This is a genomic window from Streptomyces sp. NBC_01267, from assembly GCF_036241575.1.
GTDB lineage: Bacteria > Actinomycetota > Actinomycetes > Streptomycetales > Streptomycetaceae > Streptomyces.
The window spans coordinates 1810014-1823836 of record NZ_CP108455.1 but is presented as its reverse complement, the minus strand read 5'-3'; the positions used below and the strand labels follow the sequence as shown (position 1 = coordinate 1823836).

The window sequence follows — 13823 nt, the reverse complement described above, 5'->3', positions numbered from 1 at the left end:
ACGTAGAGGTGAAGAAGAGATGCCGCTGACCCCCGAGGACGTGCGGAACAAGCAGTTCACGACCGTCCGCCTCCGAGAAGGCTATGACGAGGACGAGGTCGATGCCTTCCTCGACGAGGTCGAAGCCGAACTGACGCGATTGCTCCGCGAGAACGAGGATCTGCGCGCCAAGCTCGCGGCTGCCACACGTGCCGCCGCACAGAACCAGCAGCAGGGCATGCGCAAGCCCGAGCCGCAGGACGGTCGGGGCGGTCCGAACGCACCTGTGCCCGCCGCCATATCTGGCCCGCCGCAGGTCCAGCAGCAGCCGCAGATGGGTCCGCCCCAACTGCCGGGCGGTCAGCCCCAGCTGCCTGCAGGACCTGGCGGTCACGGCCCTGGTCCCCAGGGCCAGCACGGTCCCGGCCCGCAGGGTCAGCACGGCCCCGGTCCGCAGGGCCAGCACGGTCCCGGCCCGATGGGGCAGGGCCCGATGGGCGGTCAGGGCCAGCTCGGCCAGGGCCCCATGGGCCAGGGTCAGCTCGGTCAGGGGCAGCTCGGTCAGGGTCCCGGCCCGATGGGTCAGGGCCCCATGGGTCAGGGTCCGATGGGCCAGGGTCAGCTCGGTCAGGGTCAGCTCGGACAGGGCCCCATGGGCGGTCAGGGCCAGCTCGGTCAGGGGCCCGGCCCGATGGGCGGCCACGGTGGTCCCCCGCAGATGCAGCAGCAGGGCCCCGGTGGCGACAGCGCCGCCCGTGTTCTCTCGCTCGCACAGCAGACCGCCGACCAGGCGATCGCGGAGGCCCGTTCCGAGGCCAACAAGATCGTCGGCGAGGCGCGCAGCCGCGCCGAGGGTCTGGAGCGGGACGCCCGTGCCAAGGCCGACGCGCTGGAGCGGGACGCACAGGAGAAGCACCGCGTCGCGATGGGCTCGCTGGAGTCCGCCCGCGCCACGCTGGAGCGCAAGGTCGAGGATCTGCGCGGCTTCGAGCGTGAGTACCGGACACGGCTGAAGTCGTACCTGGAGAGCCAGCTCCGTCAGCTGGAGACGCAGGCCGACGACTCGTTGGCGCCGCCGCGGTCCCCGGCCGCTGCTTCGCTGCCGCCGTCGCCCTCGATGGCTCCGGCCGGTGCGGGCGCGATGGGGCACACCCAGCACGCGATGGGTGGCAACCCGTCCATGGGTGGCCAGTCGTCGATGGGAGCACCGTCGTACGGCGGCCAGCAGCAGATGTCCCCGGCGATGACACAGCCGATGGCACCGGTGAGGCCGCAGGCTCCGCAGCCGATGCAGCAGGCGCCTTCGCCGATGCGCGGCTTCCTGATCGACGAGGACGACAACTGACGGCGGGCGCGTCGAGCGCAGCGCAGTCGGCAGACTGAGGGCCGGGCCCCGGGGATCTCCCCGGGGCCCGGCCCGTTTGTGCGGGCGGGACCCCGAGAGGCAGGACGCGAAGGGGACTTGGGAGGGGGACGGGAGGGGGGAACGGGAAAGGTCCGGCCGGGGTGATCCAGGCCGGACCTTTCTGTGCTGCGGGTTACGGCTCGGGGCGCGGCAGGGAGCAGGCTCCCCACCGCGCCCCGAGTCGTTATGCCTGCGTCTTGTGGAGCCGGAACGTGAGCGAAAGCCCTTCGTCCGTGAACTCCGCCCCGTACGCGGTGTCTCCTTCGCCCTCCGCGTAGTCCAGCGCGAGCACCTCGTCCGCGATGAGTTCCGCGTGCTCGGCCAGCGCCTCGGTGGTCGCGGGGTCGGTGGCCCTCCAGCGGACGGCGATACGGTCCGCCACGTCCAGGCCGCTGTTCTTGCGGGCCTCCTGGATCAGCCGGATCGCGTCACGGGCCAGTCCTGCCCGGCGCAGCTCCGGTGTGATCTCCAGGTCCAGGGCCACCGTCGCGCCCGAGTCGGACGCCACCGACCAGCCCTCGCGCGGCGTTTCGGTGATGATCACCTCGTCCGGGGAGAGCGTGACCTCTTCGCCGTCCACCGTCACCGACGCCGTACCCGCGCGCAGTGCCAGCGAGAGCGCTGCCGCGTCCGCCTCGGCGACCGCCTTGGCCACCGCCTGCACGCCCTTGCCGAAACGCTTGCCCAGCGCACGGAAGTTGGCCTTGGCCGTGGTGTCCACCAGGGAGCCGCCGACCTCGGAGAGGGAGGCCAGCGAGGAGACGTTCAGCTCCTCGGTGATCTGGGCGCGGAGTTCGGCGGACAGCGCCTCGAAGCCCGAGGCCGCCACCAGGGCGCGGGAGAGCGGCTGCCGGGTCTTGACGCCCGACTCGGCACGCGTCGCACGGCCCAGTTCGACCAGCCGTCGGACCAGCGCCATCTGCTGGGAGAGCGTCGGGTCGATCGCGGCGAGGTCCGCCTTCGGCCAGGTGGAGAGGTGCACCGACTCGGGGGCGTCCGGGGTCACCGGAGCCACCATGTCCTGCCAGACCCGCTCGGTGATGAAGGGGGTGAGCGGGGCCATCAGCCGGGTCACCGTCTCGATCACGTCGTGCAGCGTGCGCAGCGCCGCCGCGTCGCCCTGCCAGAAGCGGCGGCGGGAGCGGCGTACGTACCAGTTGGACAGGTCGTCCACGAAGGCGGAGAGCAGCTTGCCGGCCCGCTGCGTGTCGTACGCGTCCAGGGCCTGGGTGACCTGGTCCGTCAGCGCGTTGAGCTCGCTCAGCAGCCAGCGGTCCAGCACCGTGCGGTCCTCGGGCGCCGGATCGGCGGCCGACGGGGCCCAGTTGGACGTACGGGCGTACAGCGCCTGGAAAGCCACCGTGTTCCAGTACGTGAGGAGCGTCTTGCGGACCACTTCCTGGATCGTGCCGTGTCCGACCCGGCGGGCCGCCCACGGGGAGCCGCCGGCTGCCATGAACCAGCGCACCGCGTCCGCCCCGTGCTGGTCCATGAGCGGGATGGGCTGGAGGATGTTGCCCAGGTGCTTGGACATCTTCCGGCCGTCCTCGGCGAGGATGTGGCCCAGGCAGACGACGTTCTCGTAACTCGACTTGTCGAAGACCAGGGTGCCGACCGCCATCAGCGTGTAGAACCAGCCGCGCGTCTGGTCGATGGCCTCGGAGATGAACTGCGCCGGGTAGCGCCGCTCGAAGAGCTCCTTGTTCCGGTACGGGTACCCGTACTGGGCGAACGGCATCGAACCGGAGTCGTACCAGGCGTCGATGACCTCGGGGACCCGGGTCGCCGTCTTCGCGCACTGCGGGCAGGGGAACGTGACCTCGTCGATGTACGGGCGGTGCGGGTCGAGTTCCGACTGGTCGGTGCCGGTCAGGTCGGTCAGCTCGGCGCGCGAGCCGATGACGGTGAGGTGGTTGTCCTCGCAGCGCCAGATCGGCAGCGGGGTGCCCCAGTAGCGGTTGCGGGAGAGCGCCCAGTCGACGTTGTTGTTCAGCCAGTCGCCGAAACGGCCCTGCTTGACCGAGTCGGGGAACCAGTTGGTCTTCTCGTTCTCCCGCAGCATCGCGTCCTTGACCGCGGTGGTCCTGATGTACCAGGAGGGCTGCGCGTAGTAGAGCAGCGCGGTGTGGCAGCGCCAGCAGTGCGGGTAGCTGTGCTCGTACGGGACGTGCCGGAAGAGCGCCCCGCGTTCCTGGAGATCGGCGACCAGGAGTTCGTCGGCCTTCTTGAAGAAGATGCCGCCGACGAGCGGCACGTCCTCCTCGAACGTTCCGTCGGGGCGGACCGGGTTGACGACGGGCAGGCCGTAGGAACGGCAGACCTTGAGGTCGTCCTCACCGAAGGCGGGGGACTGGTGGACGAGGCCGGTGCCGTCGTCCGTGGTGACGTACTCGGCGTTGACCACGTAGTGGGCCTCGGCGGGGAACTCCAGGAGTGAGAACGGGCGCTGGTACGTCCAGCGCTCCATCTCCGCACCCGTGAAGCTCTGGCCGGTGGCCTCCCAGCCCTCGCCTAGGGCTTTCTCCAGGAGCGGCTCCGCGACGACGAGCTGCTCGTTGCCGTCGGTGGCGACGACGTAGCGGACATCGGGGTGGACGGCGACGGCCGTGTTGGAGACCAGCGTCCACGGGGTGGTCGTCCAGACCAGGAGTGCGGCCTCGCCGGCCAGCGGGCCGCCGGTCAGCGGGAAGCGTACGAACACGGAGGGGTCGACGACCGTCTCGTACCCCTGTGCCAGCTCGTGGTCCGAGAGGCCGGTACCGCAGCGCGGGCACCAGGGGGCGACGCGGTGGTCCTGGACCAGCAGGCCCTTGCCGAAGATCTCCTTCAGCGACCACCAGACGCTCTCGACGTAGCTGGGGTCCATCGTCCGGTAGGCGTTGTCGAGGTCGACCCAGTAGCCCATCCGGGTCGTCAGCTCGGTGAAGGCGTCGGTGTGCCGGGTCACCGAGGCACGGCACTTGGCGTTGAACTCGGCGATGCCGTACGCCTCGATGTCCTGCTTGCCGTTGAACCCGAGCTCCTTCTCGACCGCGAGCTCGACGGGCAGGCCGTGACAGTCCCAGCCGGCCTTGCGGGGGACGTGGTAGCCCTGCATCGTGCGGAAGCGCGGGAAGACGTCCTTGAAGACACGCGCCTCGATGTGGTGGGCGCCCGGCATGCCGTTCGCGGTGGGCGGGCCCTCGTAGAAGACCCACTCGGGGCGGCCCTCGGACTGTTCGAGGCTCTTCGAGAAGACCTGGGCCTCGCGCCAGAAGTCGAGCACGGCGTGTTCGAGGGCGGGCAGGTCGACCTGGGCGGGTACCTGGCGGTACTGCGGCGCTGTCATGGACGGAACTCCTCCAACGGACGTTTCTCTCTCCGTCGGAGGGACGAGAGCCCAGTCGCTCCCGCGGTACCACCCTCCTTGGCCCCGGGTGTGTGCCCGTGGCCCCCTCATTGGGGTCGCGTAGCCGGTTCTACTCGCCCGCTGGGCTTTCTTCCGACGGCTCCGGGGTGATCTTCACGTCGTGCCTGCCTCCGGGCTCGCACCGTCCCCGGATCGCTCGTGGCCGCCTGCGACGCTACTCGTCCCATCCATGCCTTCCGCTGGGGCCAGTGTACGGGGCCGTTCCCGGGATGTCGGACCGTTTTCCGGGCGCGCGCTCCGGCACGCTCCGCTGACCCGAATGGCCATACGCGCCCCCCGGGAATGCCGGGGAGGCCCAGGTGGCGGATTACCGGGCGGGGAGCTGGGCACAACGCATGGAGGCTCGGCTTGGCACGGACGTGAGGAGGGCTGAATCGGCGGCGTGCCCCGTTGCCGCGGGGCTGGGGTCGACTTATCGTCCCAGCAGATTCGCGAGCAAGATCACAAAATGTGAAGGGGCCGCGGCCATGGTGGCGAAGAAGACCGCCGAATCGAGATCGGCGTCCGCAGAATCCACCGGCGCGACGGCCGAGGAAGCGGCGGGCGAGCAGAGCGCCGCCGCGGACGGAACCGTCGCCGGGAACACCACCGCGAAGAAGGCGGCGGCGAAGAAGACCGCGGCCGGGAAAGCGGCAGCCAAGAAGGCGTCGGCCCACGAGGCGCCTGCGAAGAAGACCGCAGCAAAGAAGACCGCAGCGAAGAAGACCGCGGCCAAGAAGACGGCAGCGAAGAAGGCGCCGGCCCACGAGGCAGCGGCCAAGAAGGCCGCAGCCGCGGCCCAGGGGGCGGCCCAGGCCGCGGAACAGACGGGAGCCGAGACGTTGGTTGCGAAGAAGAGTGCGGGGGGAAGCGCGGCGGCCAGGAAGCGTGCCGCGGCCTCCGCCGTGCCCAAGGCCGGTGTCACCGCACCCGTGGCACCCGGTGAGCTGCCCGTACGGCCCGGAGAGGACCCCTGGACCCCGGACGAGGTCGCGGACGCCCGCGCCGGGCTGCAGAGCGAGGACCTGCGGCTGGCCGCGGAGATCGCCGCGGCCGAGACGGCACTCGCCGGGCTGATGCGTGATTCCGGCGACGGAGCCGGTGACGACCAGGCCGACACGGGAACCAAGAACATCACCAGGGAGAGCGAACTGGCACTGGCGGCCAACGCCCGGGAGATGCTGGAACAGACCGAGCGCGCGCTGGAGCGGCTGGACGCCGGCACCTACGGGCTCTGCGAGAACTGCGGCAATCCGATCGGGAAGGCGCGGATGCAGGCGTTCCCGCGGGCCACCCTCTGCATGGAGTGCAAGCAGAAACAGGAGCGCAGGTACTGAGGGCTTCGGTACCCGTGTGTCGTACCCTCGTCTCAGTCAGGTACTAGGGCGAGGGAATCACGTGGCAGAGGCGGAGCGCATCATCGGTACGCCGGACATTCCCAAGGCCGCGGGGGCCGGGGAGCACTCCACCGAGGAGCGCTCCACCGAACCCGTGTCCGCCGGGAAGCCGTCCGCGGAGGAGAAGTCCGCGGAGGAACCGCCGGCGGAGGAGTCGGCCTCCGCGGCGGGGGCGTCGCCTGCCGCGCCGCCCAGGGGTAAACGCCGGCTCACGGTGCTGCTGGCCGTGGCCGTCTTCGCCTATCTGCTCGACCTCGTGAGCAAGATGATCGTGGTCGCCAAGCTGGAGCACCACGCGCCCGTCAAGGTCGTCGGCGATCTGCTCCAGTTCGAGGCGATCCGGAACGCGGGCGCGGCCTGGGGGGTCGGATCGGCCTACACCGTGATCTTCACCGTGGTCGCGGCGTCCGTGATCGTGGTGATCGTCCGGCTCGCCCGCAAGCTCTACAGCCTGCCCTGGGCCGTCGCGCTCGGTCTGCTGCTCGGCGGTGCGCTGGGCAATCTGACCGACCGCGTCTTCCGCTCGCCCAGTGCTTTCCAGGGCGCGGTCGTCGACTTCATCGCCCCCGCGCACTTCGCGGTCTTCAACCTCGCCGACTCCGCGATCTGCTGCGGCGGCGTCCTGATCGTGCTGCTCTCCTTCAAGGGACTCGACCCCGACGGGACGGTCCACAAGGACTGAGCGGGGCCGCCCGGACCCTCCGCCGGACCGGCGGCTCCTCCGGGCAAGGCATACTCGACGAGTGAGTACAGTTCCCGAGATCCGCACCCTGCCCGTTCCCGATGGCCTTGAGGGCGAGCGCGTAGACGCCGCCATCTCCCGTATGTTCGGGTTTTCCCGTACCAAGGCGGCCGACCTCGCCGCTGCGGGAAAGGTGCAGGTCGACGGGTCAGTGGTCGGGAAGTCCGATCGGGTCCGGGGCGGTGCGTGGCTGGAGGTCGAGATGCCGCAGGCCGCCGCTCCGGTGCAGATCGTCGCCGAGCCCGTCGAGGGCATGGAGATCGTCCATGACGACGACGACATCGTGGTGATCGTGAAGCCCGTCGGCGTCGCGGCCCACCCGAGCCCCGGCTGGACCGGGACGACCGTCATCGGTGGCCTCGCCGCCGCCGGGTACCGGATCTCCACCTCGGGTGCCGCCGAGCGCCAGGGCATCGTGCACCGGCTGGACGTCGGTACGTCCGGGCTGATGGTCGTCGCCAAGTCGGAGCGGGCGTACACCCTGCTCAAGCAGCAGTTCCGTGAGCGCACGGTCGACAAGCGTTACCACGCGCTGGTGCAGGGCCACCCCGACCCGATGAGCGGGACGATCGACGCCCCCATCGGGCGTCACCCGCAGCACGACTACAAGTGGGCCGTGACGGCCGAGGGCAAGCCGTCCGTCACGCACTACGACCTGATCGAGGCGTTCCGTGCGGCCTCGCTGCTGGACATCAAGCTGGAGACCGGGCGTACGCACCAGATCCGGGTGCACATGTCCGCCCACCGGCACCCCTGCGTGGGCGACCTGACCTACGGTGCCGACCCGACGATGGCGAAGCGGCTCGGCCTGACCCGGCAGTGGCTGCACGCGATGCGGCTGGGCTTCGAGCACCCGTCCGACGGCCGGTGGGTCGAGTTCGAGAGCGCGTACCCGGCGGATCTGCAGCACGCGCTGGACGCGATCCGGGCGGAGAGCGAGTAACGATGACCCGCGGGTACGAGGTGCGGGTCGTCGGCACCCCGGACGAACTGGAAGCGTGCTTCGCGGTCCGCAACGGAGTCTTCGTCGTGGAGCAGGGTGTGTCTGCCGCGATCGAGTACGACGCGCACGACGCGACGGCGGTGCATGTGCTGGCCGTTGACGCGGAAGGACCGCTGGGCACCGGCCGGTTGCTGCTGCCGGATCCCGCTTCGGGCGAAGCGGTGGGCTCCCTCGGGCGGCTGGCCGTGACCCCCGTGGCGCGCGGCAGGGGGGTCGGCGCCGCGCTGGTGCGGGCCATCGAGGACACGGCGCGCGACCGCGGCCTGAGCGCGGTCGATCTGCATGCGCAGACCCACGCGCTGGGGTTCTACGAACGGCTCGGGTACGAGGCGTACGGCCCCGAATTCCTGGACGCGGACATCGAGCACCGGGCGATGCGCCGGGCGATCTGAACGCCCCTCCGCGCTCCTCGGAGGGCGGGCGGGGCGTGCTGACGGACACGGACGGTTAGGAAAGTTTCCTGTTGGTATTGACGGCCTGCAGGGAACCCCTCTAGCTTTTTCCGCACCGCCACCGTCCTTCCCTCACGGAGTTCGGCATGAAGCACCGCAGGAACCGCCCTGTCATGGCCATGGTCTCCGCCGTCGCCGCAGCCGCCGCGCTCACGCTCGCCGGAATGTGGCACGCATCCGCCGGGCAGGAGACGCCGACCGCTTTCGCCGCCCGGACCCCGCACACCGCGGCCCCGCTCTGGCGGGCCGACCCGGCCAGGGGGACCACCGTCTTCGAGGGCACCGAGACCAAGCCGGGCGCGGTCTCCGTCGTCGCCGATCCCCGGGGCAGGTACGGCAGTACCTACCGCCTCACCACCTCCGGGCAGAAGATCTCCGACACCGACCGCGTCCGGGTCGAGACCCGCGGCCACCGGACCCCCGACGGGAAGGCGCTGCGCTTCACCGAGGGCGACACCGTGTACGTGGGCTGGCGGTCGATGTGGGGGCCACTGCCCACCACCCCCGCCGACTGGGTCGTGCTCTGGCAGCTCAAGGACTACGGAACCGGCGCCGCCACCCCGCCCCTCTCACTGCGGGCACGGGGCGACGGCACCGTCGATCTGGAGTACTGCGACCCGGACCTGAAGACCACTCAGCTCTGGCACGCCCCGCTGCGGACCGGCCAGTGGCACTCGTTCGTCGTCGGGATCACGGTCTCCGCGTCACCTTCCAAGGGTGCGGTGCGGTTCTGGTACGACGGCAAGCAGCAGAAGGTGAACGGCGGTTCGGCCTTCAGAGGTGCGACGCTGCGCGGCGACTGGGTCACCGACAAGTGGGGCGTCTACCGCTCCGACGGAGTCAAGGGTGCGGCCACCGCGTACCTCAACGGCGCGAAGGTGGCGACCAGTTACGCCCTGGCCGCCCCCTGACCCTCCGTCACATCACCTCGCTCAGAGCGGAAGCCCCCACGGAACTGCCGTACCGTTCGCCGGTACGTCCCGGGGGCCGCGCCCCGCCTGCTTCCCGCGGGGTGTGATCACGGCGGTCGCGCCGCGCTCCAGGCGTACGGAGATCCGGCCCGGCCCGCTCTCCCGCCAGGACAGCGCGCGGCCGTGCTCGTTCCGTACGTCCACCGCGCCCGCGATCCCGTGCTCCAGGGTCAGCGGCTCGCCCGCCTCGCTCCGGATCCGTATCCACCGGGTGGCACCGGCCGACCGGTCCGCGTCGACGAGGAACGCGCCCTGGGTGCGCAGCGAGGCGATCGACGCGTCCGCCCAGCGGTCGGACACCGAAGGGAAGACCTTCAGCACACCGTCATTGCCCTGCACCGCCATGTCCAGCATCGACTGGACGGCGGCCAGCGGGGTTTCGAGCGCGAGGTTGCTGCCCTCGCGGTACATCGTGTTGGCCGTCAGTTCGCAGTCCGCGACGACGTTCCGGTCGGTGAAGAAGTAGGTCAGCTGGTCGAGGGCCTTCTCCGGTTCGCCCGTCACCGAGTACATGGACGACAGGTTGGCGTAGCTGTAGCCGTGCCAGGCGCTCTGCATGCCGGACCAGTGGTTCATGGACCGGCGCATCACCTCGCGGTCCTCCGGCCGGTCCCAGTTCCGCTCGCGCAGCGGGTAGATCCAGAGCAGGTGCGAGTGGTGGCGGTGCGAGTCCGCCAGCGGGACGTCCTTGCCGATCATGACTCCGTCCACCGGGTCCTCGGCGTACGGGGTCAGCCGCGCCACGATGTCCCGCCACTGCCCGGCCCGCGGGTCGTCGACGCGCAGCAGCCGGGCGGAGTCGAGGAGGGTCCGGGCGCCCCAGCGGATCAGTGAGAGGTCGTACGTGCAGTCGGCGGCGTTCGCGTACTCGGGGGAGCGGGTGGTCAGCAGGTGCAGCTTGCCGTCGCCTCCCTCGTGGAGGAAGTGGGCGTAGAAGTTGATCGCCTTCGCGAGGATCGGGTACACGACGTCGCGCAGGATCCGCAGATCCATCGAATGACGGTACGACTGCCAGACGTTGTGCAGCGCCCAGGTGAGATTGCCGAAGTTGTCGGAGATGTGGTCCGAGCCCGGCGCCCCGACGTCGTAGGTGTCGCCCGCGCGCAGCTGCCAGTCGGAGGGGTGGCCCAGCGCGTAGCTCCGGCCGTCGCGGTAGGCGGCGGGGACGGACATCGGGAGGTTCTTCTCGAAACGCCGGAAGGCGTTCGTCACCGAGTCCAGCTCGGGATGGTTGGTGCCGTGGATCGGGGCCATGCCGATCTGCACGTTGAGGTTCCACCACACCGCGGTCCAGTTGTTGCCGACCTCGGGGAACCACGGCCCCCACTCGGAGATCGTCGGACCTTCGGCGCGGGTCGACGACGCCAGCTTGTAGAGCTGGATGACGTAGAAGGACTGGAGCCGCTTGTCCGGTACGGAGAGGAAACTGCGCCGGTAGTACGCGTGCCACCACGCGCGGTGCCGGGCGATCAGCCGGTCGGGCCCGGTGGCGAGGGTCCGGTCCACCGCCCGTACGGCGTCCGCGGTCGCCCGCGACACGTCCCCGGGGAAGCGGTACACCAGGTGCGCGGCCAACAGTCTCCCGGTTCCCTCGCGTTGCTCACGCCAGGCGGTGGTCCAGCCGCCGCCCGCGAGCAGCGGCTGCTCCACGAAGCCGTCACCGACCCGGGGGTCCGGGTTGGGGGTGTAGTCGTCGGGCTTGCCGCTGGTGCGGGTGGAGGACGCCTGCAGCCACTGGAAGCTCCAGGCGGCGGCCTCCTCGCCCGCGCTCGGCCGGGTCGAGATCAGCAGGGCGCCCGTGTCGTTCTGGACGAGTGCGGAGAAGGCGAGGGAGCCGCGGGTGGTGGTGAGGGTGCCGTGCAGCTCCGCGTCGTAGGGGTCGAGCGTCCAGTCGACCGCGGTGATCTCCCCGGCCAGGGTGAGCGTGAAGTACCCGATGGGCAGCCGCGAGTACCCCGTCCCGCCGCGCCACTGGCCGCGCTGGTCCTGGACCTCGGAGTGGCTGAGCATCACCTTCAGGGTGTTCGCCGTCGCACCCCGGTAGAGCTGGGCGCCGAAGTAGCCGTTGGCGAGGAACGGGGCGTCCTGCCAGCCCGTCGGAAGCCGCCGCCACTTCATGGCCGCGGCGCGGACCGACTCCTCGTACGCGTCGGCTCCGTGCCCGCTGCCCCGGGCGGCGGCCGCCCAGGCGGTACGGGAACCCGCCAGCCAGAGCGCGGCGCTGGTGCCGGCCGCCGTACCGACGAAACGTCTCCGGGAGAATTCAGTCACCTTGGTAGCTCCTGTTCCAGATGGGGCCGGGCGGTCGGTGGCGCGGGTCGTGAGTGGCGCCGGTCGTGGGAGGTGCCGGTCGTGAGTGGCGCCGGTCGTGGGAGGTGCCGGTCGTGAGTGGCGCCGGTCGTGAGTGGCGCCGGTCGTGAGTGGCGCCGGTCGTGGGAGGTGCCGGTCGTGGGAGGTGCCGGGAGGGCGTTCCGCGTGCGGCGCTTCATGCGGCGAGCAGCTTGCGGCAGGCATCGACGGACGGGCCCATCCCGTGGTCGGGGTCCGCGTCGTACACCCCGTCGGCATCCTTCTGGCCGAAGCCCAGGGGCTGGTAGAGCGTGGCGCAGGACGGCCGGCTCGTCGCGAGCCGCTGCCAGGAGGTCCAGGCGTCGTCGTACGCCCGCAGGTGCCGGGCCATCAGGCTGCTCCGCTCGCCCGCGTAACCGCGCAGCATCACCTGCCAGCCGTGGTGGATGACCGAGTAGAGGTGCAGGCCGTAGCGGGACGAGACGCGCAGGTAGTCGCGGTCGTCGTGGTCGCGCAGCGGCAGCCGGTCGGAGAGCGCGCTGATCTCCTGCCAGATACGGGCCGCCTGTTCCTTCTCGGCCAGTACCTCCTCGACCCGGCCCGCGGCGACGATCGCCCGGTAGTCGCCCGCCAGATCCTTGTCGGAGCCGCCGAGGAACTGGTCGCGGGTCCAGGTCGTCCTCGTGACCGGGGTCGGGACGAGCGCGCTGTAGTGGCCGCGCAGGGTGCCCGCCGCCGAGAGCAGCGCCAGCCGGTGGAAGCGCTCGACGGCGTTGCCGGAGAGCCCGGCGCGGTGGGCGTACGCGCGGAAGGCGCCCGCCTCGCCGAGGCCGGTGTTCCGTGTCCAGCGGGCCATGACCCACATGTTGAGGTCGCACCACAGCTCGTTGGAGATGTACGGGCCGCGCCAGCCGCCGCCGCGCGACCAGGTCCACACACCGGCGAGCAGCGGGTTCTCGGCGAGGGCCGCGAGCCCCTGGGGGCCCGGCCGTCCCGCGTACTCCTCGAAGCCGTTGATCACTCCGTCACCGATGTAGTCCGGGCAGGCGCCCTTCGCCTCGTACTCGCGGGCGCACTCCACCTCGACGATCTGCCGGTGCGTCCCGACGCCGAGCGTCGGGTTGAAGGCGACGGTCCGCCAGAAGTCGGTGGCCGTGTGCTTGACCGAGAAGAGCAGGTTCTGGTGCGGCTCGACGGCGCCGGTGACGGTGCGGTAGTAGTCCGGGTCGTTGGTGAGCGGGTCGCCGCCGGTGGACCAGGTGCGGTAGAAGAGCCGCTTCCCGGCGCGTACGCACACCTCCTCACGCAACAGGTCGATCAGCAGGAGGTGGCTGGCCTGCCCCTCGGTGATCGGGTTGTTGCCGGTGTGGAACGGCACGTTCTGCAGATACGTCTCGCCGGTGCGGATCACCAGGCCGTCGATCCCGGGGAAGCGGGCGAAGACCTCACGGAGCATCAGCCGGTGGATCTCCAGGGTGCGCGGGCGGTGCAGACTGATCCGGCCCTGGTCGTCGAGCACCTCGTCGCCGTACAGCTCCACCAGCCGCTCGGGCAGCACGATGATGTCGGTGAAGAAGTACGAGTCGATGCCGGCCGCGTGCGCGCGGCTGATGTGTGCGTCGATGCCCCGGGCGTTCTCCTCCACCCAGGCGCGGGCGTCCGAACCCGCCGGAAAGATCCGATCGTCGACGGTGTCGAAGGTGACGCCGGTGTGCGGCGGCCGGAACTCGTTGATGACCTGGCCGTCGTAGTCGTACGCGGCGAGCGTGCGCGGGTCGGTGTAGCGGGACTCGGTCATCGGCTCGCCCGGGTTGGCCTGAACCATGTCGAGCAGGAAGGGCAGTCGTCTGCCCCGGTGGTGCGTCGGTGCGGTGGAGGCGTACGCGTGCGGGGCGGCGCCCAGGGTCAACAGCGCGCCCGCGCCGGCCGCTGCGGTGCCCAGAACCCTTCTCCTGGACGGCGGTTGGTGCGCGGAGGGCATATGAACTCCAGTCAGGTATGTGTCGACAGTTCTCGTCCCTGAATCCATGCACCCCGCATAGTGCCCTCGCTCGGAGCGGACGGGAAGACCTCGCGCACCACAAACATCGGATGAAAAGGTCATCGAGGGGAAAGGGAAGCCCGATAGCGTGGGGCTATTGAGTCGATACACGCCAATTGCATGGCACGCTTGAGTCATTGATCGTCAAGGTTTCGA

At 70.6% G+C, this 13823-nt stretch carries 9 protein-coding genes; 6 read left to right on the top strand and 3 right to left on the bottom strand.

Annotated elements, in window-relative coordinates; all coding sequences use genetic code 11:
- Positions 1–19: 19 nt before the first annotated feature.
- Positions 20–1324, top strand: a complete 1305-nt coding sequence (locus OG709_RS08400) for a DivIVA domain-containing protein (RefSeq protein ID WP_250303710.1) — start codon at positions 20–22, stop codon at positions 1322–1324.
- 244 nt (positions 1325–1568) lie between these two features.
- On the opposite strand, the gene ileS is transcribed toward OG709_RS08400, so the two are convergent.
- Positions 1569–4712, bottom strand: coding sequence for an isoleucine--tRNA ligase (gene ileS / locus OG709_RS08395; RefSeq protein WP_250303711.1), 3144 nt, complete (start codon positions 4710–4712; stop codon positions 1569–1571).
- A gap of 548 nt (positions 4713–5260) precedes the next feature.
- On the opposite strand from ileS, the gene OG709_RS08390 reads away from it, so the two are divergent.
- The 5 genes from OG709_RS08390 to OG709_RS08370 all read left to right on the top strand — a co-directional run bounded on the left by OG709_RS08390 (position 5261) and on the right by OG709_RS08370 (position 9277).
- Complete coding sequence (locus tag OG709_RS08390; protein WP_250303712.1) at positions 5261–6109, top strand: TraR/DksA family transcriptional regulator; 849 nt, start codon at positions 5261–5263, stop codon at positions 6107–6109.
- Positions 6110–6170: 61 nt separating this feature from the next.
- Positions 6171–6851 (top strand): signal peptidase II, encoded by a 681-nt coding sequence (gene lspA, locus OG709_RS08385; RefSeq protein ID WP_250303713.1) that lies wholly within the window; start codon positions 6171–6173, stop codon positions 6849–6851.
- Positions 6852–6912: 61 nt separating this feature from the next.
- A complete protein-coding gene (locus tag OG709_RS08380) occupies positions 6913–7854 on the top strand; it encodes an RluA family pseudouridine synthase (protein WP_250303714.1) in 942 nt (313 codons plus the stop codon).
- A 2-nt stretch (positions 7855–7856) separates the two neighbouring features.
- Positions 7857–8306 carry a GNAT family N-acetyltransferase gene (locus OG709_RS08375; RefSeq protein ID WP_250303715.1) on the top strand — a complete coding sequence of 150 codons (450 nt, stop codon included), beginning with the start codon at positions 7857–7859 and terminating at the stop codon, positions 8304–8306.
- Positions 8307–8452: 146 nt separating this feature from the next.
- Complete coding sequence (locus tag OG709_RS08370; RefSeq protein ID WP_250303716.1) at positions 8453–9277, top strand: heparin lyase I family protein; 825 nt, start codon at positions 8453–8455, stop codon at positions 9275–9277.
- A 21-nt stretch (positions 9278–9298) separates the two neighbouring features.
- On the opposite strand, the gene OG709_RS08365 is transcribed toward OG709_RS08370, so the two are convergent.
- Positions 9299–11608, bottom strand: a complete 2310-nt coding sequence (locus OG709_RS08365; RefSeq protein WP_329165441.1) for a glycosyl hydrolase family 95 catalytic domain-containing protein — start codon at positions 11606–11608, stop codon at positions 9299–9301.
- A gap of 214 nt (positions 11609–11822) precedes the next feature.
- Positions 11823–13607, bottom strand: a complete 1785-nt coding sequence (locus tag OG709_RS08360) for a hypothetical protein (RefSeq protein WP_326695063.1) — start codon at positions 13605–13607, stop codon at positions 11823–11825.
- Positions 13608–13823 lie beyond the last annotated feature (216 nt).